Below are 22,640 nucleotides of genomic sequence, written 5' to 3'. Positions count from 1 at the left end.
CGGGTGCCTGGTCTGCGCTCAGTTGCTGGAAGGGGCCGGCGCGGCGGGCGCGTTCGGGCCTTCGGGCGGATTCGGCGGCGTGGTGATCGGCGAAGCCGGCGCGCCGCTGCCCGGCATGCGCTGCGGGATGATGGGCGAGTCGGTGATCGGCGCGATGAAGTCCGGGCTGGGCTGGCTGTTCTGCTGCAGTGCGCGGATCGCGTCGTAGCGGTCCACGGTGACGGCGTCGGCAGCGCCCGGCGTGCGCAGCACGACAGGGCGCAGGAACAGCATCAGGTTGCTCTTGGTGCGGTTGCGCGTCTCGTTGCGGAACAGGTTGCCGACGATGGGCAGGCTGGCCAGGCCGGGCACACGGCCTTCGGAGTCGCCGTACTCGTCCTTCAGCAGGCCGCCCAGCACCATGGTCTGGCCGTCGTCCACCACCACGGTGCTCTCGATCGAGCTCTTGTCGGTGATCTGCGAGTTGTCCTGGCGCAGCGAGCTGCTCTCCTGGTAGATCGTCATGCGCACCGTGCCGTTCTCACCGATCTGGCTCTTGATCTTCAGCGTGATGCCGACGTCCTTGCGCTCGATGGTCTGGAACGGGTTGACCGCGCCGTTGCCGGTGCCGGTGTTGGTGAAGCTGCCGGTGGTGAACGGCACGTTCGAGCCGATCACGATCTTGGCTTCCTCGTTGTCCAGCGCCACCAGGTTGGGCGTGGACAGCACGTTGGCGCCGGTGTTGGTTTCGAGAAAACGCGCCAGCGCGCCCAGCGTGAAGGCACCGTTGATCCTGTTCAGGATGCCGATGTTCAGCCCCTGGCCGATCGAGGCGGAGCTGGCGTCGGTGCTGGTGGAGGTGCCAGCGAACTGGGACAGGGTCAGGTTGGCAATGTTGTTGTTGCCGCTGCCGTAGTTGGTGCCGGCGTAGCCGATGGTGTTGTTCTTGGTGCTGCCGATGATGCCTTGCCACTGGATGCCGAACTCGGCCGCCTTGTTGGCATCGACCTTGACGATCATGGTCTCGACGTAGATCTGCGCGCGGCGCGTGTCGAGCTGGTCGATCACCTGGCGCATCTGCCGGTAGACGGCCTCCGGGGCCGAGATGATCAGCGAGTTGGTCGACGGGTCGGCCTGGATCTGGCCACCGGTGGACGGGCCGGCCGAGGCCGAGACCGGCGTGGTCGCCACGCTGCTCTGGCCGCTGCTGGCGCCGCTGGTCTGGATGCCGGTGGGCTGGTTCTGGGCCGGCGTGGGGCGGCTGGCGCCGGACAGGCCGGTGAGGCCGCTGCTGCTGGTGCTGCCCGAACTGCTGGCCGAGGCCGCGCCGCTGGCCATCGCCGCGCGCAGCACTTCGGCCAGCTTCACCGCGTCGGCGTTCTTCAGGTAGACGACCCAGATGTTGCCGGCCGGGCCACCGCCGGGAATGGGCCGGTCCAGCTTCTCGATCAGCGAGCGCGCGTTGTTCATCCGCGTCGGGTTGGCGGCGCGCACGATCAGCGAGTTGCTGCGCGGCTCGACCATCACCGAGGTCGCCGAGCCGGACACCGCGGCGGCGCCGGGCACGCCGGCCGTCGCGGTTTCGCTCAGCTTCTGCACCAGCGGCGCCAGGTCCGCGGCCAGCGCGTACTTGACCGGGATCACCTCGATCTCGGAGGCGGCCGGCTGGTCCAGCGCGGCAATGATCTTGGCCAGGCGCTGCAGGTTGTCGGCGTAGTCGGTGATGATCAGCGAGCCATTGCCGGGGTTCGCGTTGATCGTGTTGTTGGCACTGATCAAGGGCCGCAGCACGGCCACCAGGTTGTTCGGGTTCTCGTGGTTGAGGCGGAAGATCTGCGTCAGGATCTGGTCGCCACGCACCGTGGGCGCGCCCACCGAGACGGTGCCGGCCTGCAGCTTGGCTTCGGCCTCCGGCACCACCTTCAGCAGCCCGGCGTTTTCCACCACCGTGAAGCCCAGGCCGCGCAGCGCGGCCAGGTAGCTGCGCCAGGCTTCGAGCGGCGGCTGCGGCTTTTCGCTGGTCACGGTGATCTGGCCGCGCACCCGGGCGTCAACCAGGATCTGGCGGTCCAGCATCGCGCCGATGGCCCGCGAGACCGCCTCGATGTCGGCATTGACGAAGTTCAGCGTGACCGGCGCCTTGGCGCGGGTGGCCGGCATCGGTGGCTCGGTGTTGTCCTGCGCGAAAGCGGCACCGGCCAGGCCCAGGGCCGAGAAAGCCTGGCTCATGGCCACGACCAGCGGCGCCAGGCGGCGGACAGCGCGCGTGCTGCGTGCACGGGGCTGCTGGGCGCGCGTGCTGCGCATGGCGTTTTGAGGCTGCGACGAAGTCATGTTCACCCGATCGAAATGACGGACGACGCACCCTGGCGCCGCCCGATGATGTTCAGCAGATTGTTCAATGCCGGCTCCTGCCCCGGCGCGGCGCGCGCATCACCGCGAAAGCGCAGGCCACCGGGGCGAAGTTCGCCCTGGCCCTGCAGTTGCAAGGCGCCTTCCAGCGTCTGCAATTGCACCGCCGGCGGCTGGCCGGGCTGGCTGGGCGCCGTCAGCGAGATGCGGTAGCTGCCCAGCGGGTCGACCGGCGCAAGCCGGGACGAGGTCTGCAGCAGCTGCAGCTCGGCGCTGCCCTGGATCTGCCAGGCACCGCCGGCCTGCTGGCTCAGCGTCAGCCCCGGGCTGGCCAGGCGCAGCTGGCCGCCGGGCTTGACGGTGTTCCATGGCGCGCCCAGGCCTTCGAGCCAGGCGGCGGGCCATTGGCCCAGCGTGGTGTCGCTGCCGCCGGCGCCTAGCGGCGTCAGCGTCAGTTGCATGCGGCGCCAGCCGGTGCGCAGCTCCAGCCGCGCGCCGCTGGCCATGCAGCAGGGCTGCGTCAGCTGCAGCCCCAGGCCCAGCCACAGCGGCGACAGCCGCCAGGCCAGCCGCGACGGCATGACGCGTGCGTCCTTGCTGCCCGGCCCGCCGGTCAGCACCGGCAAGGCGCTGCCGCGCCACAAAGTGCCTTCGGCCTCGGCCAGTTGCAACCGGCCCTCGGTGGCACCGGCCACCCAGCCGGCCAGCCACGAGGCAGGCAGCTGGGACGCCAATGCCAGCAGCCCGCCGACCAGTGCGCCGCTCCACAGCCAGCCGCGGCTTGGCGCCTGGCCCGGCAGCATGCCGCCCAGGCTCAGCCCGCCGCGCGCCAGCTGTGCGCTGGCCGGCGCACGCGGGCGCCTGGCCAGCCGGCGCAAGGGCGTGGCGCTGTGCGTGGCCACGGGTGAGGGCAGCACCGGTTTGCGCATCAAGGTGAGCCCGGCAGCTGCAGCACCAGCGTGCCGCTCAGGCCGTCATCGGCGCGCGTGAGCTTCATCTGGACCGGCCGTGCACGCGCCGCTGCCCTGGCTGCGGCCAGCCAGGTGCGGAATTCTTCGGGTGGCATGGCCTTGAGCGTCAGCGTGGCGCGGTCGGCCAGCAGGGCCAGCGTGGCGCGGCCGCCCAGCCGGGTGACCGAGGCCTTCAGCGCAGCGCTGGCATCGGCGGTGCTGACGGGCGCCTGGCCCTTCAGCTGGCTGGCTTCGCTGGCCAGGGCCTGCATCTGCAGCCACTGCAGTTCCAGTTCGGCGGCCTGCGGCGGCACTTCGCGCCAGGTGCGCCAGGCCGGCCGCACGGCAATCAGCCAGACCAGCAGCACCGCCAGCGCAATGCCCATCACCAGCACCAGCTGGCGTTCGCGGGCAGACAGCGCCACCCAGCGGGCCTGCAGCGGCGCCAGCCGGGCCTGCAGGGCGGCGTTGGTCGAAACGCTGCGGTTCATTCTTCGTCCTCGTCGTCACCGGGCTTGGGTTCGGGGCCGCCCATCGGGCGCATCACCGGGCCGGCCGGCTTGCCACCGGGCTGCGGCAGCATGCCCACCGGCTGGCGCATCTGCATCGGGCCGCTCTCACCGGCGCCTGCAGGGGGCTGGGCATTCGGCACTGCGCCCTGAGGGCCGCCAGCCGTGCCGGGGACGCTGCCGGGGCGTGCGCCCGGTGTGCCTGTGACGCTGCCAGCGCTGGCGGGCGGCCTGCTGCCAGGCTTGGCGCGGGTCACGACGGGGCCGTTGGCACTGGTCTCGGCGTCCAGCCCCATGGCCAGCAGCTGGTTGCGGAAGGCTTCGGTTTCCGGCGGGCTCCAGCCCGGGCTGTCCAGCGTCAGCCGGCCGTTTTCGAACTGCAGCCCGTTGGCCGGGCCGCGCGAAGCCGGCCAGGCGGCCTGGGCCGCGTACATCAGGGTTTCCAGGTCGCCGTCGCCTGGCTTGCCGGAGGCGGTGCGCAGCAGGTCGATTTCCTTTTGCATCTGCAGCGGCGCGTTGATCACGCCGCGCACCTGCGGGAAGGTGGTCTGCAGCAGCGTGTTCATGGCCTGCTTGCGCGCTGCCAGCGCGCTGCGCTGCTGCCAGGCCCAGACGTTGGCGCCCACCAACTGCAGCACCACCAGCAGCACCAGCCCGCCGCGCACCCAGCGCCAGCTGGGGTCGTGCAGCGCGTTGGCCAGCGCCTCGTTGAAGGCACGCTGGCCGCGGCGCTGGGCTGCCAGGTCGAACTGGCGCAGGTTCCAGCCGCTGCGTGCAGCCTGCTGCAGGAATTCGGTGTCGCTTTGAGAGGCCACCGGCGCGCCCGCCAGCCGGGCCGCCTCGGCCGCGCCCCCGGGGCTGGCCGACCAGGCAATGCTGAGGTCGGGCGGCTGGCGCGCCAGCAGCGCACGCGTGGCCGGGCTGTCCAGCGGCAGGCACAGGGGGCCTTGCTCGTCGCGCCAGGCCAGTTGCAGGCCTTTGTCGTCTTCGTAGACGTGGCCGGCCGTTGGGCCTTCGGGCACCCAGGCCGGCACCACGCGGTCCACCGTCAGGCCGCTGGCTTCCAGCCGTGCCAGCTGGCCCACCAGCCAGGGCTTGTTCAGCGCGGCAATCCAGCCGGGGCTGCCAGCGCTGGCACCGGGTGCGAGCGCCAGGTGCAGTTCGGATTCGTCTTCCAGCAGCGCCTCTTCCAGCACGCCGGCCAGGGCCTGGCGCATGCGGCTGGCGGGGGCCTTGGGCAGCATCGCGTGGTGCCAGCCCACGTCAGCCGGCGCCAGCACGGCCACCACCTGCTGCGCCTGCGGCAGCTCGGCCACCGCGGCACGGCCCTGGCGGGTCACGTGGCTGCCGTCGGCGCTGAAGGCAAACGCGACGTCCGCGGCGGGCTCGCCCTGCGTCGCCGGCTCGGCTTGCTGGGCGGCCAGCCGGGGCTGGGCTGGCAACTGGACGATCAGAGTGGACATGGACGGCGGAAACTCGACGCGGAGGGCATGGGGGTATCAGGCAACAGGCATGGCGAGCCACCGGACAGGCGGATGGCCGCCCGGCGTGGGCACGCCGGTGCCCTGCAACCCGCTATTGTGGCGCGAGCCGGAGCGGCGCCGGCCCACGTTTGTGGGGAGTGGGTCTGGGGCTTCATTTGGACAGGCGCTCGCGCCACAGCACGCGCACTTCAGCACCTTGCCGCTGCACCAGCGAAACCTCGCGCAGCACCGAGTCTTCGTAGCGCAGCTGGCCGGTGACTTCGAAGTAGTCGCTCCTGAAGTCGGCGGCCTTGGCCCAGGCGTTGGCGCTGTTGCCGAACTTGTCGCCGAGCGCTTTCGCCGCGTCGGACACCGAGGCGAAGCCCTTTTTCAGCTGTGCGCGTTGCTGCACCAGGCGCTGGGCGCTGGAGCGGTCCAGCCCGTCCATCACCGACATCAGCACCTCGGGCGAGGCGGTGTTCAGGTTCACCTTCGAGGTGTTCGGCAGGATGGTCACGTAGGGCGCCAGCCGGTCGATGGTGGGCTGGTCCAGCCCCAGCCAGCGCAGCTGGGCCACGCGCTGCGGGCGGATCGGCGCGCTGGCCTGGGCTTTCTGGCTGTTCTCGACCAGGTCTTCCGCCTCGCTGGACACGGCCATGGCCTCGGCAATGCGCTGCGCTACCGCGGCCGGCAGGCCCAGCGCGTCGCACAGCCGCGTGAAAGCCAGCAGCTCACGCTTGGCGGTTTCTTCGTCGTCTGTGGCGAGATTGCGCAGGTTGTAGCGCGAGTTTGCATCGACGATGTCGCCGGACAGGAAGGCATCGAGCCCGGTGTCCTGGGTGTTGTCCTTGTCGGCCGCCAGGAAGGTCGACAGCCGGATCTCCGCCAGGCCGGTGGCCCAGGGTTCGGTCAACGCGTCGCCGCCACCGTCGCGCGCATCCTCGCGCAGGATCAGCCGGGCCCAGTCCAGCGCGCCGCCCAGCAGCCAGGCCGACTGGGTGCGCGCGCGCTCGGCGCTTTCGACCTCGATGGCCCGCCATTGCTGCCAGACCATGCCTGCCGCGAGCGTCGCGACCAGCGTGACGATCAGCATCGCCAGCAGCAGGGCAGCGCCGCGTTGCGGGCGGCGGTTCAGGCTGCGCGTGTTCATCCGCCACTTCCTTGCGTGCCTTGCAACTGCAGGTCGCGGGTCAGTGTGCCGGACGGAACGCTCAGCACCACACGCACGCCGACGGGCAGGTCCTCTTCGTCGGGATTGGGGTTGACATTCTCTGGTGGAGGGTCGCCGGGTGGCTGTGTGACGACTTGCTTGACCGTCTTGTTGCCGCTGGACTGCGCATTGCTCCAGCTGTTGTCGCCCTGGCGGTAGTAGAAGACCTGCCAGTTGCTCAGCTCGGTCAGCATTGGCAGCGCGCTTTCGCGCAAGCTGGTCCATTGCTGGCTGCGCAGCCACCATTCCTGCAGGTCCTGCAGCCGGGTCACCGGCGGCGAGGCCCAGCGGTAAAGCGTGTTGTCCTGGCGGGTCCAGACGACCAGCATCAGGCCGTCCGGCGCGCGCCGGGTCAGGCGCAGCGCGCTGCCGTCGAAGCGCAGCGGCGGCGCGCCCGGGCTGGCCTGCAACTGCTGCAGGTCCTGCTCCCATTGCGAGATCACGGTGGCCATCTGCAGCGTGCGCTCGGCACTGCCCTGGGCGCCGTCGCGCACGCGCACCAGGCCGTCCACGCCTTGCCAGGCCATCGCGGCCAGGATGGCCATGATGAACAGCGCGACCATCACCTCGATCAGCGTGAAGCCACGCGCGGCGCGAGGTTGCGGCGAAAAAGGCGGACGCGGGTACATCTGGTGGGGCATGCTGCGCTCAGTAACGCGGCAGCACGGTGGACTGCGTGAGCAACTGCTGGCCGCCGTCGTCGGCAATCACCACGTCGATGCGGCGGAAATTCGGGTTTGGCGTGGCCTGCACCCGCACCACGCTGCGGTAGGTGTGTGCCAGCTGCGCGCACTCTCCCGTGCTCTCGCCGATGTCGGGGAAGCGGTGGGCCAGCTTCAGCGCGGTCAGCTCGTTGTCGGCGCACCACTGGGCCTCGGTGACCGAGGTCAGGCGCTGGGCATTGTTCAGCAGCGAACCGCCGGCCCGGCTGCCGGCTGCCAGCGCAATGGCCACGATGGCGACCGCCACCAGCACTTCAACCAGCGTGAAGCCACGCGCTTTCCCGCGGTTCACGGCGTCACCGCCGCGGTGGCCGCGTCCACCTGCACAAACGGGCCCAGCCCATTCGTGGCCAGCACCAGCCGGTGGGTTTCGAGCTGCAGCACCACCTGCTGCGCGCCAATGACCGGTTCCGGTCCCAGCCGCAGCGGGCCACCGCCGACGACTGCGGCCCGGGTGCTTTCGTCCAGCCATTGGCTGGGCAGCTGGATGCTGTCGGGCAGGCCGAGGAAGTTGAAGCCGGGGCCGTCGCTGCGTGGCAGCCAGGTCACTTCCAGCCCCATCGAGCGCGAGCGGGCGCGGGCGCCTTCGAGCAGGGCGCTCAGGCGCGCGCCTTCTTCCTCCAGCTTGCTGGCCGCCCGGTCACGCAGCGACAGCGAGGCGATGCCAACCGCGATCGCGATGATCGCGACCACGATCATCAGCTCCAGCAGCGTGAAACCGCGCTGGGGGCCGTGACGGCGATCAGGAGTGGAACGGGCAGGCCCGCGGGTCGAGGTCAATGCGGTGCCAAGAGAGACGGTGCGACCGGCAGCCGGTGCGGCACCGCTTATTGCCAGGAGCCGATGTCGGCGTCGGTGCCTTCGCCGCCGTTCTGGCCGTCTGCGCCCAGGCTGAAGACGTCGATCTCGCCTTGCACGCCGGGATTGGCATACAGGTACGGGCGCTGCCACGGGTCGTTTGGCAGCTTGTCGACATACGAGCGCCAGTTCGGTGGGATCTGGCCGACGGTGGGCTTGTGCGCCAGCGCGTCCAGGCCTTGCTCGGCGGTGGGGTAGCGCTGGTTGTCCAGCTTGTAGAGCTTGAGCGCCTGCATCAGAGAGGCGATGTCGGTGCGGGCAGCGGTGACGCGGGCCTGGTCGGCGCGGTCCAGCACTTTGGGCACGATCAGCGCAGCCAGCACGCCGATGATGACCAGCACCACCATCAGCTCGATCAGCGTGAAGCCCTTTTGCGCCGCTTGGCGCAGGCCTTTCAGGCCATGTGGGCGGAGAGGTGATCGGGGCATGGCAGACATGTCGGTAAAGAGGCCTCGTGGGCCGTCGGGCGAGGGGTGGGCTTGCATGATAATCGCCCGATGGCTTCGCGATTATTAACGTTTGTGGTGTGGGCGCTGGTGGCTGCCAGCGGGCTCTTCTGGGGCCTGAAACTGTTCACCCATTCCCGTGGTTTGCCCGACAACGCGCAGGCGACCCGGCAGGTCGTGCCCCAGGGCGGCGACCTGAGCCGCCTGCTGGGCACGGTGGTCGTGGCCGCCGCCAACGAGGAACCCGATGACGCCAGCGACCGATTCAAGCTGCTGGGCGTCGTGGCGCCCGCCGGCCATACGGGTCCTGGTGTGGCGCTGATCGCCGTGGGCGACCAGCCGGCCAGGGCTTGGCGCACCGGCGCGGTGGTCGATGGCGAAACGGTGCTGTTGTCGGTCGGCAAGCGCTCGGCCCAGCTGGGCCCCAAGGGCGGCCCGGTCAGCGCCGAGCTGAACTTGCCGGAACCAGCGGTCGCTGCGCCATCGCCGGCGCGTCCGGTGTTGTCGATTGGCGCGGGAGGTGTGCACGGCCCGCAGAGCCAGCCGCCGCAGCCGCGCCCGATGACCGCGCAACCCGCGCCTCAGCCGGCGCAGAACAACGACGACGAAGAGTGAGTGGGACACCCGGCTCGGCGAATACGCCAAGCCACCCGCCACCTCAATTCCTGTCCACTGGATTGTTGGCGCAGGCTGCCGGTGGTTCGGGCACGAAATCCCAGCCGTAGGGTCCGTCGCGCAGTTGCAGCGTGCCTTGTGCTGCGCCGGCGCAGTTCGGGCCGCTGCGCTGCCAGTCCAGGCGCAGCGCGGCGCTGTCGGCGCGCCAGTTGCGGAAATAAAGGTGCGTGCTGGCGGCGGGCTCGTAGCGGAAGACCTGCGACCAGCGTGCGCCGGCCTTCTGCAGCAGCGTGACGCTGCCAGGTGCGTGGCCGCTCTCGGGACTGTCGACGACGACGATCAGCCTGCCGTTCGGCGCCACCCAGGGCCAGTCGGCCAGCAGCAGCCCGGCGGGGTTGCCGGCGCTGAACAGCCGCAGCCGCGGCGCGCGGGTGTCGTCGCCAGCGGCGACCTGGGCGACCAGCCAGGCGTCGGCATGTTCCAGCGGGCCCAGCAGGCGGTAGCGCAGGCCGCCGGCCGAGACGGCGGTGCTGCTCGCGGCGCGCGGGGTGGCGGGCTGGTCGATCAGCACCAGTGCCTGCTCGCCGGGGCCGAAGAGCTGCAGTGTCAGCGTGTCGCCCTCTCGCTTGGCGCGCTGCTCGCCGGCCAGGGCCAGCGCGGCCGGTTCACGCGCGTCGGCGCAGCTCAGCGGTGGCTGGTGGGCAACGCAGTCGGACCAGCTGGAGGCAGCGGGCGGCGCGGCGGGCGTGTCGGCCGCAGGGATGACGGGGACGGCGGGGCCGGCGGCCAGCGCGGCGCCAGTGCCCCAGCATGCCAGGAAGGCAAGGTCCCAACGGGTCATCCGCATCGTCGGTGGATCTCCTGTCCGGCCCATTCTGCATGGGCAGCGGCCCCAGGGGAAGCCGGAGCATCCCGCGCGTGGTTCAGCCTGCCACGAACAAGTCCTTGTGCTGTTCGCGCAGCAGGTTCTTCTGCACCTTGCCCATGGTGTTGCGCGGTAGCTCGGTCACGACGAAGACCTTCTTGGGCACCTTGAAGGCCGCGATCTGGCCTTTCATTGCCGCGATCAGTGCCGCCGCATCGGGCGCCTCGCCAGGACGGGGGACGACCACCGCCACCACCGCCTCGCCGAAGTCCGGGTGCGGCACGCCGATCACCGCGCTCTCGGCCACGCCGGGCAGATCGTTCAGGTAACCCTCGATCTCGGCCGGATAGACGTTGTAGCCGCCGCTGATCACCAGGTCCTTGCTGCGGCCGACGATGTTGACGTAGCCGGCAGCGTCCACCTTGCCGACATCGCCGGTCTTGAACCAGCCGTCGGCGGTGAACTCCTCGGCGGTTTTCTCCGGCATGCGCCAGTAGCCCTTGAAGACGTTGGGTCCCTTGACCTGGATGCCGCCAATCTCGCCAGCCGGCAGCGCCAGGCCCGCATCGTCCAACACGCGCAGGCGCACGCCGGGCAGCGGGAAGCCGACCGTGCCGCCCTTGCGCTCGCCGTCTTCGGCGCGGTAGGGGTTGGAGGTCAGCATCACCGTTTCGCTCATGCCGTAGCGCTCCAGGATGGTGTGGCCGGTGCGCTGCTGCCAGAGCTGGAAGGTCTCGATCAGCAAGGGCGCGGAGCCACTGATGAACAGGCGCATGTTGCGGCAGGCTTCCTTGTTCAGCCCGGCCTCGCCCAGCAGCCGCACATACAGCGTGGGCACACCCATGAAGACGGTGGCCTCGGGCAGCTTGGCCAGCACGGCCTTGGGATCGAACTTGTTCAGCCAGATCATCTTGCTGCCGTTCAGCAGCGCGCCGTGGATGGCGACGAACAGGCCGTGCACGTGGAAGATGGGCAGCGCGTGGATCAGCACGTCGCCAGCCTGCCAACCCCAGTAGGCCTTCAGCGTCTGCGCGTTGGACAGCAGGTTGCGCTGCGTCAGCATCGCGCCCTTGCTGCGGCCGGTCGTGCCGCTGGTGTAGAGGATGGCGGCCAGGTCGTCCTCGGCGGGCTGGGCTGGCGTGTGGGTGTCCAGGTGAAAGCTGGCGCGGTCCAGCAGCGTGCCGCTGCGGTTGTCGCCCAGTGTGTAGACGTGGCTGCTGCCGCACTGGAAGGCCAGGCGGCTGACCCAGGTGAAGTTCTGCGGCGAGCAGACGACGACGGCCGGTTCGGCGTTGCCGAGGAAGTATTCGATCTCGCTGGCCTGGTAGGCGGTGTTCAGCGGCAGGAAGACGTGGCCGGCGCGCAGCACGCCGAGGTAGAGCATTAACGCTTCCACGCTTTTTTCGACCTGCACCGCGACGCGGCTGGCCGGCGGCAGGTCCAGCGAATCGAGCAGGTTGGCGATGCGCGCGCTGGCCTGGTCCAGGTCGCGCCAGGTGTAGTGCAGCGGCGCGCCGGGGCCGTCCACCGTCTCGATGGCAATGCCGTCCAGGTCGGCGGGGAAGCCGGCGCGCAGCGCGGCGAAGAGGTTGTGCTGGGTCATTTGGGCGGGGGGGAAGATTCGCTGGAAGGCGGGGGTTCGCTGGCCAGTGCGTTGAAGCGCGCCGGGCGTTTTTCGTTGAATGCGGCCAGGCCCTCGCGGTGCTCTGCCGAGGGCGCGTAGGCGTAGTGCGGCTCGCGCTCGGCGCGCTGGCTGGGCCGGCCGCTGGCAAAGCGGCGCAGGGCCTGCTTGTTGAGCTTCATGGCCTGCGGCGAGAGGCGGGCGACCTGCTGGGCGCAGCGTTGCGCCTCGTCGGCCACTTGCGCGTCCGGCAGCACGCGCGTCACCAGGCCACGTTCACGGGCTTCCTGCGCGTTCAGCACACGCGCTTCGAGCAGCAGCTCGCGCAGCACCGTCTCGCCGATCACGCGGGCGACGATCTCGATCTCGCGTGGCGCCATCGGAAAACCCAGCTTGGCGATGGGTACGCCGAAGCGGCTGCTGTCGCCGCACAGCCGCAGGTCGCAGCAGGCGGCAATCTCCAGCCCGCCGCCCACGCAGGCGCCTTCGATCTGCGCGACCATCGGCAGGTCGCACAGCCACATGGCTTCCAGCGCTGGTGCCACCAGCTCTTCGTGGAAGTGGGCCAGCGTGTCGGCCTGGAAGCGGAAGGCCGGGAATTCCTCGATGTCGCCGCCGGCCACGAATGCGCCGGCCGCGCCCTGCAGCAGCAGCACGCGCACCTCGGGCTGCGCCGCCAGCGCCTCGAAGCCGGCGCGCAGCTGGCGCCACATTTGCGCGTTCAGCGCGTTGAGCTTGCCCGGGTGGTCGAACACCACGCGGGCGATGCCTTGCGCATCAGGCGGGAGGAAGTGGACCTGGCCGGTCATGGGTGGACGCTCAATCCAGCTTGGCGCCGGAGGCTTTGACGACTTCGCCCCAGCGCTTGGTCTCGGCTGCCGCGAACTTGCCGAAGTCGTCGCCCCAGAGGTTGGGCATGTTGGCGCCCAGGCCGTTCCAGATGCCCTTCAGCTCGTCGCTGGCAAAGGCCTTCTTCAGCTCGGCCTGCATGGCCGCGACGATTTCCTTGGGCGTGCCCTTGGGCGCCCACAGGCCGTACCAGGTGGCGACCTGGTAGCTCGGCACGCCGGCTTCGATGGAGGTGGGCACGTCCGGGAAGCCCGGTGCGCGCTTGTCGGAGGCGACGGCCAGCGCCTTGATGCGGCCACTCTTGATGTGGGTGGCCGAAGAGGCCAGGCCGTCGAACATCAGGTCGACCTGGCCTGCCATCAGGTCCTGCAGCGCCGGGCCGGCGCCGCGGTACGGGATGTGGGTGATGAAGGTCTTGGTCTGCAGCTTGAACAGCTCGCCGGCCAGGTGGTGCGAGGTGCCGTTGCCGGCCGAGCCGTAGTTCAGCTTGCCCGGGTTCTTGCGCACATAGTCCAGCAGCCCGGCCAGGTCCTTGACCGGCACCTTCTGCGGATTCACGACGATGACCTGCGGCACGCTGGAGATCAGGCCGACCGGCACGAAGTCGGTGTCCAGCTTGTAGTCCAGCTTGGGGTACATCGCCGGGGCGATCGCATGGTGCACTGCGCCCATGAAGAAGGTGTAGCCGTCGGGCGCGGCGTGGGCCGCGATGCCGGCGCCCACGGTGCCACCGGCGCCGCCCTTGTTGTCGATCAGGAACTGCTTGCCGGTGTTGTGCGACAACACGGCCGACAGCGGGCGGGCGAAGGCGTCGGTGCCGCCGCCGGCCGGGAACGGCACGATGATGGTCACCGGCTTGGTCGGCCAGGCATCGGCCGCCAGCGCAGGGACGGTCATCGCGGTGAGGCTGGCCAGGGTCAGCGCCGTCAGCAGGCGGCGGCGGTGGAAGCTTGGGGTCACGCTGGGTTCCTTTGGGATGACTTGTTGGAGTGGGGCGGGGTCAAAGCAGCGCGGCGATGGCGCGTGAATGCACCACCTCGCCGTTCACGAAACGCTCGTGGCAGGTGTCGATGCGGGCCAGGTCGTAGAGGTAGTTCACCATCATGCCGGCCGATTGCTTCAGGCCCTTGGCAGCCAGGTTGGCGTGAGGGTTGAGGCGCTCCAGGCGGGCACCGTTGTCCAGGTGGAAACGGGCGACCGGGTCGCCGCCAGGCTGCGGCGAGAAGCGGTCCAGGTAGAAGGCGGCCAGCTGCAGCAAGGCTTGCTGGGCCTCGGGCGGCAGGGCTTCGTGCGTGGCCGGGCGGGTCAGCGCAGCCAGGTCGCCGTCGCATGCGGCGAGCAGGCTCGCGCGTGCCGCTTCGAGCTTGGCCGCTGCCGTGCTGCGCAAGCCGGGCAGTTCGGCAAACGCGCCGGCCTTGGCCAGCCAGGCCATGAAGCCGGGGATGGGCGACAGCGTGCAGAAGGTCTTCAGTTGCGGCAGCTCGTGCTTGAGTTGCTCGACCACGCGCTTGATCAGGAAGTTGCCCAGCGACACGCCGCGCAGGCCCGGCTGGCAGTTGCTGATCGAATAGAACACGGCAACCTTCCAGTCGCCCGGCGGCAGCGGCTCGGCGCGCTTGGCGATCAGCGGCGCAATCGCGTCGGCCATTGCCGGCAACAGCGCCACTTCCACGAAGATCAGCGGCTCGTTGGGCAGCTGCGGGTGGAAAAACGCGAAGCACCGGCGGTCTGGCTGCAGGCGGCGGCGCAGGTCGTCCCAGCCGTCTATCTCGTGCACCGCCTCGTGGCGGATCAGCTGCTCCAGCAGCTGCGCAGGCGACTGCCAGCTGACCTCGCGCATTTCCAGGAAGCCGGGGTTGAACCAGCTGCCCAAGAGGTGCAGCAGGTCGGCCTCCACCGCCTTCAGCGCTGGCCGCCTGGGCAGCCGCTCCAGCAGCGCATGGCGCAGCGCGATCAACGCGCCAGTGCCGCCGGGCGCGCGGTTGATGCGGCGGAACAGCTCCTGGCGCGGCGGCTCCACCAGCTCGCTGAGGCGGATCAGCGCTTCGGCGTCCGGCTGGGCCGCGTAGGCCTGCGCGCCTTCGAGCACCGCGGCCGGGTCGGGGCTGAAGTCGGCCAGCAGCAGCTCGAAGAACTCGTCCAGCTTGCGCGCCGGGCTGTCGTCTTTCAAGATTGCCAGCTGTTCGATGATGCGCCGGGCGATCGCCGGGCTGCTGGCCTCGCCGCGCAGCGAGAGCAGGTCGTGGCAATCCTGGCGCAGTTGGCGCATCGCGCGTTCGTGGCTGCGCGCCTGGGCTTTCTGAAGCAGTCCGTCAAGCATTCGGTGGGGCCTTGGCGTGGGTCTCTTGGGCCTCCTGGGCCTGCAGCGCCTTCAGCGCGGCGAGCTGGGCCATCAGATGATCGTGCATCGCGCGTTCGGCGCGGGCGGCGTCGGCCGCCAGCAGGGCGGCCAGCAGTTCGCGGTGCTCGCCAATCGAGGCCTGCATGCGGCCCGGCATCAGCAGCTGGCGGCCACGCATCAGGCGCACGAAGCGGCGCAGGTCGCCGGTGCAGCGGGCCAGCCAGCGGTTGCCGGCCAGGCGTTGCACCAGGCTGTGGAATTCATGGTTGGCGCGGTAGTAGGCGTCGCGATCGCCGGCCTCGGCGTGGCGCTCCAGCTCGTCATGCCAGTGGCGCAGCTCGGCGCGGCTGCTGTCGTCCAGCCGGCGCGTGGCCTCGCCGGCGCAGCGGCCTTCGAGCATGGCCATCACCGGGAACAGTTGCTCGGCGTCGTGGTCGTCCAGCTCGACGACCCGGCAGCCGCGCTGCGGCACCAGCTCCACCAGGCCTTCGGCCGCCAGCACCTTCAGTGCCTCGCGCAGCGGCGTGCGGCTGATCTGCCACTCGGTGGCCAGCGCTTTCTCGTCGATCCACTGGCCCGGCAGCAGTTCCTGCTCGAACATCATCATGCGCAGCCGCGTGGCCACGCCGTCGTGCAGGGAAGCGCCGCGCAGCGAGGGGGCGACAGGAGGGACAAGAGCCATGGTCAGCATCGTAATTTTGTAATTACGGTAATCAACCTGGGGTCAACCCGAGGCCGCTCACAGCCTGTTCCAAGCGGAAAAACCTGGCCCGGACAAACCCGAGCCCTGCCCGCGCCGACAGTCCGCGCTCCGTAAACTGCCCCGATGCCTGTTCCCGCTGCCGCCATGGCCCTGCCGCAAGACGCCGACGAAGTGCTGAAGCTGGCGGCGCGCAGCATGTTCGACGTCTTCGCGAACACCGCGCAAGGCATGCTGGTCGTGGACAAGCACCACCGCATCGTCTGGATCAGCGAGGGCTACAAGCGCTTCCTGCCGGCGCTGGGCTTCAGCGACGAACACGACTTTGTCGGCCGGCCGGTCGAAGACGTGGTGCCCAACACGCTGATGGCCGAGGTCATCGACAGCGGCCAGCCGATGCTGGTGGACCTGCTGACCAACAAGGCCGGCACCTTCCTGGTGAGCCGCTTGCCGCTGCGCAATGACGCGGGCGAGGTGATCGGTGCGCTGGGCATGGTGCTGCTGGACCACCCCGGCGCCGGCCTGCAGCCACTGATGGCCAAGTTCGTGCGCCTGCAGCGCGAGCTGGACGACGCGCGACGCGAGCTGGCGGTGCACCGCCGCACCCGCTACACGATTGCCAGTTTCATCGGCAGCAGCCCGGCCGCCATCGAAGTGAAACGCCAGGCCCGCCGCGCCGCCGGCACCGCCAGCACCGTGCTGCTGCTGGGCGAGACCGGCACCGGCAAGGAGCTGCTGGCCCAGGCCATCCATGCCGACAGCGCGCGCGCCACGCGGCCGTTTGTCGGCGTCAACATCGCGGCGGTGCCGGACACCTTGCTCGAAGCCGAGTTCTTCGGCGTGGCCGCCGGCGCCTACACCGGCGCCGAGCGCAAGGGCCGCGAAGGCAAGTTCAAGCTGGCCGACGGCGGCACGCTGTTCCTGGACGAGATTGGCGACATGCCGCTGGCGCTGCAGGCCAAGCTGCTGCGCGTGCTGCAGGAGCAGGAAGTGGAGCCGCTGGGCAGCAACAAGGTCGAGAAGCTGGACCTGCGGGTGATTGCCGCGACCAGCCGCGACCTGGCCACCATGGTCACCGAAGGCAGCTTCCGCGCGGACCTGTACTACCGCCTCAACGTACTGCCCATCCGCCTGCCCGCGCTGCGCGAGCGCATGCCGGACCTGGACGCCCTGTCCGACCACCTGCTGGCCGACATCGCCCGCCGCAACAGCCAGCCGCACAAAAGCCTCAGCGCCGACGCGCTGGACCTGCTGGCCGCGCAGCGCTGGCCCGGCAACATCCGCGAGTTGGGTAACGCGCTGGAGCGCGCCTGCCTGATGACCGACGACCTGCGGCTCAGCGCGCGGCATTTCAGCGACCTGCTGCCGGCCTCCGCTGCGCCCGACCGCGCCCGCGAGCCCCGTGACGAGCCGGGCTACGCGCTGCTGCAAGGCGCTCGGCCGCTGGGCGACGCGCTGGTGCAAAGCCTGCTGAAGCCGCTGCCGTTGGCCGTGGCCGAACTGGAGGCCAGCTCGATCCGCGCCGCGCTCTGCGCCACCAAGGGCAACAAGCTGGCGGCAGCGCGTTTGCTGGGCATTGCGCGGGCCACCTTGTACGAGAAGCTGGGCCAACTGGGTTGAAACCCTGTCTGGTGACCATGCAAACGCGGCGGCCAATGTCCGGAAAGCGGACGCTGTCTGCCGGCCGGACAGGCGGGAGACTTTCAATCGCCATCCACCACCACCGCCGCTGACGCCGCGGCGCTTCGGTGTTTTCCCGGCCAGGCGCCGCTGAGGCACGGGCTTTGCGGTGTTGCAGGCACACAAAGAACATCCAGGAGACACACGGCATGCTGTTCAAGGCTTTCTGCAAACAGGTTTGCACCGCGGCGGCAGCGTGGGTGGCATTGAGCGCCTGGGCGGCGGACGGCGAGATCCGCATCGCGCATGTCTACAGCCGCACCGGCCCGCTGGAAGCCTACGGCAAGCAGACCGCGATCGGCCTGCAGATGGGGCTGGACTACGCGACCGGCGGCACGATGACGGTGGCCGGCAAGAAGCTGGTCGTGATCGAGAAGGACGACCAGGGCAAGCCGGACCTGGGCAAGAGCCTGCTGGCCGCCGCCTATGGCGACGACAAGGCCGACGTGGCCATCGGCCCCACGTCTTCCGGCGTGGCGCTGGCGATGCTGCCGGTCGCCGAGGAGTACAAGAAGATCCTGCTGGTGGAGCCGGCGGTGGCCGACAGCATCACCGGCGACAAGTGGAACAAGTACATCTTCCGCACGGGCCGCAACAGCAGCCAGGACGCGATCTCCAACGCCGTGGCGCTGGACAAGCCCGGCACCGTGATCGCCACGCTCGCGCAGGACTATGCGTTTGGACGTGACGGCGTGAAGGCCTTCAAGGAAGCGATCAGGAAGGCCAAGGTCGTGCACGAGGAATACCTGCCGACCAGCACCACCGACTTCACCGCCGGCGCCCAGCGCCTGATCGACAAGCTCAAGGACCTGCCCGGCCGCAAGCTCATCTGGATCGTCTGGGCCGGTGCCGGCAATCCGTTCAAGATCGCCGACCTGGACCTGAAGCGCTACGGCATCGAGATCGCCACCGGCGGCAACATCCTGCCGGCGATGGCCGCGTACAAGAACTTCCCCGGCATGGAAGGCGCGACCTACTACTACTTCGGCATTCCGAAGAACCCGGTCAACGAGTGGCTGGTGGCCAACCACTACAAGCAGTACAAGGCGCCGCCGGACTTCTTCACCGCTGGCGGCATGACGGCCGGCATCGCCATCGTCGAGGCGCTGAAAAAGACCGGCGGCGATGCGTCGGCCAACAAGCTGATCGCCACGATGGAAGGCCTGCGCTTCGAGTCGCCAAAAGGCCCCATGACCTTCCGCAAGCAGGACCACCAGGCCCTGCAGAGCATGTACCACTTCAAGATCAAGGTGGACCCGGCCTTCCCTTGGGGCGTGCCTGAGCTGGTGCGCGAGATCAAGGCCGAAGAAATGGACGTGCCGGTGCGCAACACGCGCTGAGCCGCCTGGGTGCAGCGCAGGCCCCCGGCTTGCCGCTGCGAAATTCCGAGACCAACGGAGACAAAACCATGAGATGTCCTGCCCGCACCGCGGGTGCCGTCGCGGCGTTCGCCGCGATCACACTCGCCAGCATTTCCACCGTTCCCGCCCAGGCCGCGGTTGCGCTGCCCGCGCTGAACGTCGACACCAGCCAGACGACGGTCTCCGGCCTGTCGTCCGGCGGTTTCATGGCCAACCAGCTGGGCTACGCCTATTCAGGCACCTTCAAGGGCGTGGGCGTGTTTGCCGGCGGGCCCTACATGTGCGCCGGCCACAGCAACTACACCGCGTGCATGTACAACGCCAGCATCAGCCCCAGCATGCTCAGCACCATGCAGGCCGACCTGAACAACTGGAGCGGCTCGCTGAATGACGCGCTGGCCAATGTCGCCAGCCAGAAGATCTTCCTGTTCGTCGGCACCAGCGACTACACCGTCGGCCCGAACCCGATGAACGCCGTCAACACCCAGTACGGCAACAACGGCGTGCCGGCCGGCAACCTCAGCTACGTGCAGCGCGCCAGCACCGCACACGTCTTCCCGACCGACTTCGCCGGCACGGGAGACAACGCCTGCAACAGCAGCAGCTCGCCCTACATCGCCAACTGCGGTTACGACGGCGCCAAGGCCGCACTCACGCAGTTCTACGGCACCTTGGCGGCCCGCAACGATTCGCCGGCAGCCGCCAACTACATCGAGTTCGACCAGACCGCCTACAGCAACGGCAACCCGGGCATGGCCGCGACCGGCTGGCTCTACGTGCCGGCCGAGTGCGCCGCCGGCACCCATTGCAAGCTGCACGTGGCGCTGCATGGCTGCCAACAGAACTACGCCACCATCGGCGACAAGTTCCTGAAGAACACCGGCTACACCCGCTGGGCCGACACCAACCACATCATCGTGCTGTTCCCGCAGACCAAGGTCGACAGCACCAGCCACAGCACGTCCGCCAGCGGTTCGCTGGGCAACCCCAACGGCTGCTGGGACTGGATCGGCTGGTACGGCAGCGACTTCGCACGCAAGTCCGGTACGCAGATGGCCGCGCTCAAGGCCATGGTCGACCACGTGGCGTCCGGCTCGGGCAGCGGTGGTGGCGGCGGCGGTGCGTTGCCCGCGCCGACCGGCGTGGCCACGTCCAATGCCACCAACACCAGCATGAGCATTGCCTGGGGGGCCGTGACCGGGGCGGCTGGCTACCGGGTCTTCCGCGGCGGCGCGCTGGTCAGCGGCAGCGGCCTAGTCACCGGCACCAGCTACAGCGACACCGGGCTGACGGCCGCGACGACTTACAGCTGGACCGTGGCCGCGGTCGATGCGAGCAACGTGCAGGGTGCGATGTCGGCCGCCGCCAGCGGCACCACCACCGGCGCCGCGGCCACCTGCACGACCGCGAGCAACTACGCCCATGTCTCGGCCGGCCGCGCCCACCAAAGCGGCGGCTACGCACTGGCGAATGGTTCCAACCAGAACATGGGGTTGTGGAATGTCTTCGTCACGACCACGCTGAAGAACACGGCCCCGAACTACTACGTGATCGGCACCTGCCCATGAGCAAGAAAGCCCATGCTTGAGACTCGTCACTTGAGCATCCGCTTCGGCGGCCATGTCGCGGTCAACCGTGTGTCCTGCGTCTTCACGCCGGGCACGCTGACCGCGATCGTCGGCCCCAATGGCGCGGGCAAGACGACCTACTTCAACCTGATCTCGGGCCAGTTTCCGGCCAGCGAAGGCCAGGTGCTGCTGGACGGCATGGACATCACACGCCTCGGCGCGCCGCAGCGCACCCGGCGCGGCCTGGGCCGGGCCTTCCAGCTGACGCAGCTGTTCGCGCAGCTCTCGGTGCAGGAAAACGTGAGGCTGGCGGTGCAGGCCCGGCACGGCGGCGGGCTGAACTGCTGGCGCGTGTGGCTGGACCGCCAGGACTGGCTGGAGGAAACCCGCGAGATCCTTGCCGAGACGCAGCTCTGGCCGCAGCGCGACGCGCTGGCGGCCAGCCTGCCGCATGGCGACCAGCGCAAGCTGGAGGTGGCGATGCTGATGGCGCTGGACCCGCGCGTCTACCTGTTCGATGAGCCGACGGCCGGCATGAGTGCCGACGACGCGCCGGTGGTGCTGGACCTGATCCGCCGGCTGAAGGCGCGGCGCGACCGCACCATCCTGCTGGTCGAACACAAGATGGACGTGCTGCGCGAGCTGGCGGACCGCATCGTGGTGCTGCATCAGGGCGCGCTGGTGGCGGATGGCGAGCCTGCCTCTGTGATGGCCTCGCCTTTGGTGCAGCAGGCTTACCTGGGCGTGGCGCCGGTGCAGGAGGCAGCATGACGAATGCGTTGTCGCTGGAAGGCGTTCACACCCACATCGGCCCGTATCACATCCTGCATGGCGTGGACCTCCATGTGCCGGCCGGTGAAGTCACGATGCTGCTGGGCCGCAATGGCGCCGGCAAGACGAGCACGTTGCGCACGGTGATGGGTTTGTGGCCCGCCTCGGCTGGCATGCTGCGCTTCAAAGGGCAGGCGATCACCGCGGTGGCCACGCCGGAGATTGCGCGCCTTGGCATTGCCTACGTGCCCGAGGCCATGGGCATCTTCAGCGAGCTGACGGTGCGCGACCACCTGGTGCTGGGCGCCCGCGCCGCCCGCCGCGCCGAGGACCTGGACCGCACGCGGCTGGACTGGCTGTTTGGCCTGTTCCCGGCGCTGCACAAGTTCTGGCTGCACCCTGCGGGCAAGCTCAGCGGCGGCCAGAAGCAGATGCTGGCGATTGCCCGTGCGCTGATCGAACCACGCGAGCTGCTGCTGGTCGACGAGCCCAGCAAGGGCCTGGCGCCGGCCATGGTGATGAAGCTGATCGAGGCCTTCACCGAACTCAAGCGCCAGCGCTGCACCGTGCTGATGGTGGAGCAGAACCTGGCGATGGCCAAGGCGCTGGGCGACCGCGTGGCGGTGATGGACAACGGCCGCATCGTGCACACCGGCGCGATGTCGGAATTGGCGGACGACGACGCGTTGCAGCAGCGGCTGTTGGGCTTGTCGCTGGGAGTGGCGGCATGACCGATTCGCCTTTGCCCACCGGCAGCTTGCCGACCCAACCCGGCGAAGTGGCCTTGCCCGGCGCGCGTTTCGACGCGCGGCCGCTGTGGCTGCTGGCCGCGCTGGCGCTGCTGGCCTTTCCGCTGATCGGCAATGGCGCGAGCTGGCTGACGCTGACCGCGGCCGGCCTGGCGATGGGGCTGATCGTTTTCATCATGGCCTCGGGGCTGACGCTGGTCTTTGGGCTGATGGACGTGTTGAACTTCGGCCACGGCGTGTTCATTGCCGCCGGCGCATTTGTCGGCACCAGCGTGCTGGCCGGCATGGCCGGCTGGGTGGGCAGCACCTCTGCGCTGCAGAACCTGGGCGCGGTGGCGCTGGCGATGCTGGCCGCGATGGCGGTGGCCGCGGCGCTGGGCGCGGCTTTCGAGCGCGTCATCGTGCGGCCGGTCTATGGCCAGCACCTGAAGCAGATCCTGATCACGATGGGCGGCATGACGGTGGGCGAGGAGGTCATCAAGCTGATCTGGGGCCCGCAGCAGTTGCCGATGCCGATGCCCGAGACCTTGCGCGGCGCAGTGCTCATTCCGTGGTTCGGCGGCGAAGCGGCGGCGGTCGAGAAGTACCGGCTGTTCGCGGTGGTGCTGGGCCTGGCGGTGTTCGTCGGCCTGCTGTGGCTGCTGAACCGCACCAAGCTCGGCCTGCTGGTGCGCGCCGGCGTGCAGGACCGCGAGATGGTCGAGGCGCTGGGCTACCGGGTGCGGCGGCTGTTCGTCGGTGTGTTCGTCGCCGGCTCGGCGCTGGCCGGGCTGGGCGGTGTGCTGTGGGGGCTGTACCAGCAAAGCGTGGTGCCGCAGATCGGCGCGCAGCTGAACACGTTGCTGTTCATCGTCATCATCATTGGCGGATTGGGCTCCACGCTGGGCTGCTTCGTCGGTGCGCTGGCGGTGGGGCTGATGGCCAACTACACCGGCTTCCTGGCGCCCAAGCTGGCGCTGTTTTCCAACATCGGGCTGATGGTGGCGGTGCTGCTGTGGCGGCCGCAGGGCCTGTATCCGGTGCGGTGAACG

22 protein-coding genes are annotated in these 22,640 nt (G+C 69.5%); 7 read left to right on the top strand and 15 right to left on the bottom strand.

Annotated features, from left to right (window positions below; genetic code table 11):
- Positions 1-18: 18 nt before the first annotated feature.
- From gspD to gspG, 9 genes are all read right to left on the bottom strand, one after another.
- Complete coding sequence (gene gspD / locus ACAH41_RS04535; protein ID WP_325652792.1) at positions 19-2,286, bottom strand: type II secretion system secretin GspD; 2,268 nt, start codon at positions 2,284-2,286, stop codon at positions 19-21.
- Positions 2,287-2,315: 29 nt separating this feature from the next.
- On the bottom strand, positions 2,316-3,260 hold the full coding sequence (gspN, locus tag ACAH41_RS04530) for a type II secretion system protein N (protein ID WP_325652794.1): 945 nt from the start codon (positions 3,258-3,260) through the stop codon (positions 2,316-2,318).
- Positions 3,260-3,772 (bottom strand): type II secretion system protein GspM, encoded by a 513-nt coding sequence (gene gspM / locus ACAH41_RS04525; RefSeq protein WP_325652796.1) that lies wholly within the window; start codon positions 3,770-3,772, stop codon positions 3,260-3,262. The genes gspN and gspM overlap by 1 nt, the downstream gene beginning before the upstream one ends.
- On the bottom strand, positions 3,769-5,253 hold the full coding sequence (gene gspL / locus ACAH41_RS04520) for a type II secretion system protein GspL (RefSeq protein ID WP_325652798.1): 1,485 nt from the start codon (positions 5,251-5,253) through the stop codon (positions 3,769-3,771). Before gspL ends, gspM begins: the two co-directional genes overlap by 4 nt.
- A gap of 172 nt (positions 5,254-5,425) precedes the next feature.
- On the bottom strand, positions 5,426-6,403 hold the full coding sequence (gene gspK / locus ACAH41_RS04515) for a type II secretion system minor pseudopilin GspK (RefSeq protein WP_325652799.1): 978 nt from the start codon (positions 6,401-6,403) through the stop codon (positions 5,426-5,428).
- Entirely contained in the window at positions 6,400-7,104 is a 705-nt protein-coding gene (locus ACAH41_RS04510; RefSeq protein WP_325652801.1) for a prepilin-type N-terminal cleavage/methylation domain-containing protein, read from the bottom strand. The genes gspK and ACAH41_RS04510 overlap by 4 nt, the downstream gene beginning before the upstream one ends.
- Before the next feature lie 7 nt (positions 7,105-7,111).
- Complete coding sequence (gene gspI, locus ACAH41_RS04505) at positions 7,112-7,477, bottom strand: type II secretion system minor pseudopilin GspI (protein WP_325652803.1); 366 nt, start codon at positions 7,475-7,477, stop codon at positions 7,112-7,114.
- Positions 7,474-7,884: a type II secretion system protein GspH gene (locus tag ACAH41_RS04500; protein WP_370538200.1), complete on the bottom strand. Its 411-nt coding sequence runs from the start codon at positions 7,882-7,884 to the stop codon at positions 7,474-7,476. The genes gspI and ACAH41_RS04500 overlap by 4 nt, the downstream gene beginning before the upstream one ends.
- Before the next feature lie 128 nt (positions 7,885-8,012).
- A complete protein-coding gene (gspG, locus tag ACAH41_RS04495) occupies positions 8,013-8,471 on the bottom strand; it encodes a type II secretion system major pseudopilin GspG (protein WP_325652807.1) in 459 nt (152 codons plus the stop codon).
- 69 nt (positions 8,472-8,540) lie between these two features.
- Here gspG and ACAH41_RS04490 point away from each other — a divergent pair, with 69 nt between their 5' ends.
- Positions 8,541-9,104: a type II secretion system protein N gene (locus ACAH41_RS04490; protein WP_325652809.1), complete on the top strand. Its 564-nt coding sequence runs from the start codon at positions 8,541-8,543 to the stop codon at positions 9,102-9,104.
- A 43-nt stretch (positions 9,105-9,147) separates the two neighbouring features.
- On the opposite strand, the gene ACAH41_RS04485 is transcribed toward ACAH41_RS04490, so the two are convergent.
- From ACAH41_RS04485 to ACAH41_RS04460, 6 genes are all read right to left on the bottom strand, one after another.
- Positions 9,148-9,951 (bottom strand): hypothetical protein, encoded by an 804-nt coding sequence (locus tag ACAH41_RS04485; protein WP_325652811.1) that lies wholly within the window; start codon positions 9,949-9,951, stop codon positions 9,148-9,150.
- A 76-nt stretch (positions 9,952-10,027) separates the two neighbouring features.
- Positions 10,028-11,572, bottom strand: coding sequence for a malonyl-CoA synthase (locus ACAH41_RS04480; protein WP_325652813.1), 1,545 nt, complete (start codon positions 11,570-11,572; stop codon positions 10,028-10,030).
- Complete coding sequence (locus ACAH41_RS04475) at positions 11,569-12,399, bottom strand: enoyl-CoA hydratase-related protein (RefSeq protein WP_325652815.1); 831 nt, start codon at positions 12,397-12,399, stop codon at positions 11,569-11,571. The genes ACAH41_RS04480 and ACAH41_RS04475 overlap by 4 nt, the downstream gene beginning before the upstream one ends.
- A 10-nt stretch (positions 12,400-12,409) precedes the next feature.
- On the bottom strand, positions 12,410-13,336 hold the full coding sequence (locus tag ACAH41_RS04470; RefSeq protein ID WP_325652902.1) for a tripartite tricarboxylate transporter substrate binding protein: 927 nt from the start codon (positions 13,334-13,336) through the stop codon (positions 12,410-12,412).
- Positions 13,337-13,439: 103 nt separating this feature from the next.
- Entirely contained in the window at positions 13,440-14,759 is a 1,320-nt protein-coding gene (locus tag ACAH41_RS04465; RefSeq protein WP_325652817.1) for a malonyl-CoA decarboxylase domain-containing protein, read from the bottom strand.
- The gene (locus tag ACAH41_RS04460) at positions 14,752-15,462 is read right to left on the bottom strand and encodes a GntR family transcriptional regulator (RefSeq protein WP_325652818.1); all 711 of its coding nucleotides are present in this window, start codon (positions 15,460-15,462) and stop codon (positions 14,752-14,754) included. Before ACAH41_RS04460 ends, ACAH41_RS04465 begins: the two co-directional genes overlap by 8 nt.
- 144 nt (positions 15,463-15,606) lie before the next feature.
- On the opposite strand from ACAH41_RS04460, the gene ACAH41_RS04455 reads away from it, so the two are divergent.
- From ACAH41_RS04455 to ACAH41_RS04430, 6 genes are all read left to right on the top strand, one after another.
- Positions 15,607-17,100 carry a sigma 54-interacting transcriptional regulator gene (locus tag ACAH41_RS04455; protein WP_325652821.1) on the top strand — a complete coding sequence of 498 codons (1,494 nt, stop codon included), beginning with the start codon at positions 15,607-15,609 and terminating at the stop codon, positions 17,098-17,100.
- Positions 17,101-17,309: 209 nt separating this feature from the next.
- Positions 17,310-18,500, top strand: coding sequence for a substrate-binding domain-containing protein (locus ACAH41_RS04450; RefSeq protein WP_325652823.1), 1,191 nt, complete (start codon positions 17,310-17,312; stop codon positions 18,498-18,500).
- Positions 18,501-18,568: 68 nt separating this feature from the next.
- Complete coding sequence (locus tag ACAH41_RS04445; RefSeq protein ID WP_325652825.1) at positions 18,569-20,089, top strand: PHB depolymerase family esterase; 1,521 nt, start codon at positions 18,569-18,571, stop codon at positions 20,087-20,089.
- A gap of 12 nt (positions 20,090-20,101) precedes the next feature.
- The gene (locus ACAH41_RS04440; RefSeq protein WP_325652826.1) at positions 20,102-20,860 is read left to right on the top strand and encodes an ABC transporter ATP-binding protein; all 759 of its coding nucleotides are present in this window, start codon (positions 20,102-20,104) and stop codon (positions 20,858-20,860) included.
- A complete protein-coding gene (locus tag ACAH41_RS04435) occupies positions 20,857-21,591 on the top strand; it encodes an ABC transporter ATP-binding protein (protein WP_325652828.1) in 735 nt (244 codons plus the stop codon). The genes ACAH41_RS04440 and ACAH41_RS04435 overlap by 4 nt, the downstream gene beginning before the upstream one ends.
- Complete coding sequence (locus tag ACAH41_RS04430; RefSeq protein ID WP_325652830.1) at positions 21,588-22,637, top strand: branched-chain amino acid ABC transporter permease; 1,050 nt, start codon at positions 21,588-21,590, stop codon at positions 22,635-22,637. The genes ACAH41_RS04435 and ACAH41_RS04430 overlap by 4 nt, the downstream gene beginning before the upstream one ends.
- Positions 22,638-22,640 lie beyond the last annotated feature (3 nt).

Source organism: Ideonella sp. (assembly GCF_041287625.1).
In the GTDB taxonomy this organism is placed as follows: domain Bacteria; phylum Pseudomonadota; class Gammaproteobacteria; order Burkholderiales; family Burkholderiaceae_C; genus Ideonella.
Note: the sequence above shows the minus strand (reverse complement) of the source record. Positions and strands in the feature narration are given on the sequence as shown.

Excerpts from the sequence above, each read along its gene's own strand:
- gspD (WP_325652792.1), bottom strand. The coding sequence starts at position 2,286 with ATGCGCAGCACGCGCGCCCAGCAGCCCCGTGCACGCAGCACGCGCGCT.
- gspN (WP_325652794.1), bottom strand. The coding sequence starts at position 3,260 with ATGCGCAAACCGGTGCTGCCCTCACCCGTGGCCACGCACAGCGCCACG.
- gspM (WP_325652796.1), bottom strand. The coding sequence starts at position 3,772 with ATGAACCGCAGCGTTTCGACCAACGCCGCCCTGCAGGCCCGGCTGGCG.
- gspL (WP_325652798.1), bottom strand. The coding sequence starts at position 5,253 with ATGTCCACTCTGATCGTCCAGTTGCCAGCCCAGCCCCGGCTGGCCGCC.
- gspK (WP_325652799.1), bottom strand. The coding sequence starts at position 6,403 with ATGAACACGCGCAGCCTGAACCGCCGCCCGCAACGCGGCGCTGCCCTG.
- ACAH41_RS04510 (WP_325652801.1), bottom strand. The coding sequence starts at position 7,104 with ATGCCCCACCAGATGTACCCGCGTCCGCCTTTTTCGCCGCAACCTCGC.
- ACAH41_RS04500 (WP_370538200.1), bottom strand. The coding sequence starts at position 7,884 with ATGATCGTGGTCGCGATCATCGCGATCGCGGTTGGCATCGCCTCGCTG.
- gspG (WP_325652807.1), bottom strand. The coding sequence starts at position 8,471 with ATGCCCCGATCACCTCTCCGCCCACATGGCCTGAAAGGCCTGCGCCAA.
- ACAH41_RS04490 (WP_325652809.1), top strand. The coding sequence starts at position 8,541 with ATGGCTTCGCGATTATTAACGTTTGTGGTGTGGGCGCTGGTGGCTGCC.
- ACAH41_RS04485 (WP_325652811.1), bottom strand. The coding sequence starts at position 9,951 with ATGCGGATGACCCGTTGGGACCTTGCCTTCCTGGCATGCTGGGGCACT.
- ACAH41_RS04480 (WP_325652813.1), bottom strand. The coding sequence starts at position 11,572 with ATGACCCAGCACAACCTCTTCGCCGCGCTGCGCGCCGGCTTCCCCGCC.
- ACAH41_RS04475 (WP_325652815.1), bottom strand. The coding sequence starts at position 12,399 with ATGACCGGCCAGGTCCACTTCCTCCCGCCTGATGCGCAAGGCATCGCC.
- ACAH41_RS04470 (WP_325652902.1), bottom strand. The coding sequence starts at position 13,336 with ATGACCGTCCCTGCGCTGGCGGCCGATGCCTGGCCGACCAAGCCGGTG.
- ACAH41_RS04465 (WP_325652817.1), bottom strand. The coding sequence starts at position 14,759 with ATGCTTGACGGACTGCTTCAGAAAGCCCAGGCGCGCAGCCACGAACGC.
- ACAH41_RS04460 (WP_325652818.1), bottom strand. The coding sequence starts at position 15,462 with ATGGCTCTTGTCCCTCCTGTCGCCCCCTCGCTGCGCGGCGCTTCCCTG.
- ACAH41_RS04455 (WP_325652821.1), top strand. The coding sequence starts at position 15,607 with ATGCCTGTTCCCGCTGCCGCCATGGCCCTGCCGCAAGACGCCGACGAA.
- ACAH41_RS04450 (WP_325652823.1), top strand. The coding sequence starts at position 17,310 with ATGCTGTTCAAGGCTTTCTGCAAACAGGTTTGCACCGCGGCGGCAGCG.
- ACAH41_RS04445 (WP_325652825.1), top strand. The coding sequence starts at position 18,569 with ATGAGATGTCCTGCCCGCACCGCGGGTGCCGTCGCGGCGTTCGCCGCG.
- ACAH41_RS04440 (WP_325652826.1), top strand. The coding sequence starts at position 20,102 with ATGCTTGAGACTCGTCACTTGAGCATCCGCTTCGGCGGCCATGTCGCG.
- ACAH41_RS04435 (WP_325652828.1), top strand. The coding sequence starts at position 20,857 with ATGACGAATGCGTTGTCGCTGGAAGGCGTTCACACCCACATCGGCCCG.
- ACAH41_RS04430 (WP_325652830.1), top strand. The coding sequence starts at position 21,588 with ATGACCGATTCGCCTTTGCCCACCGGCAGCTTGCCGACCCAACCCGGC.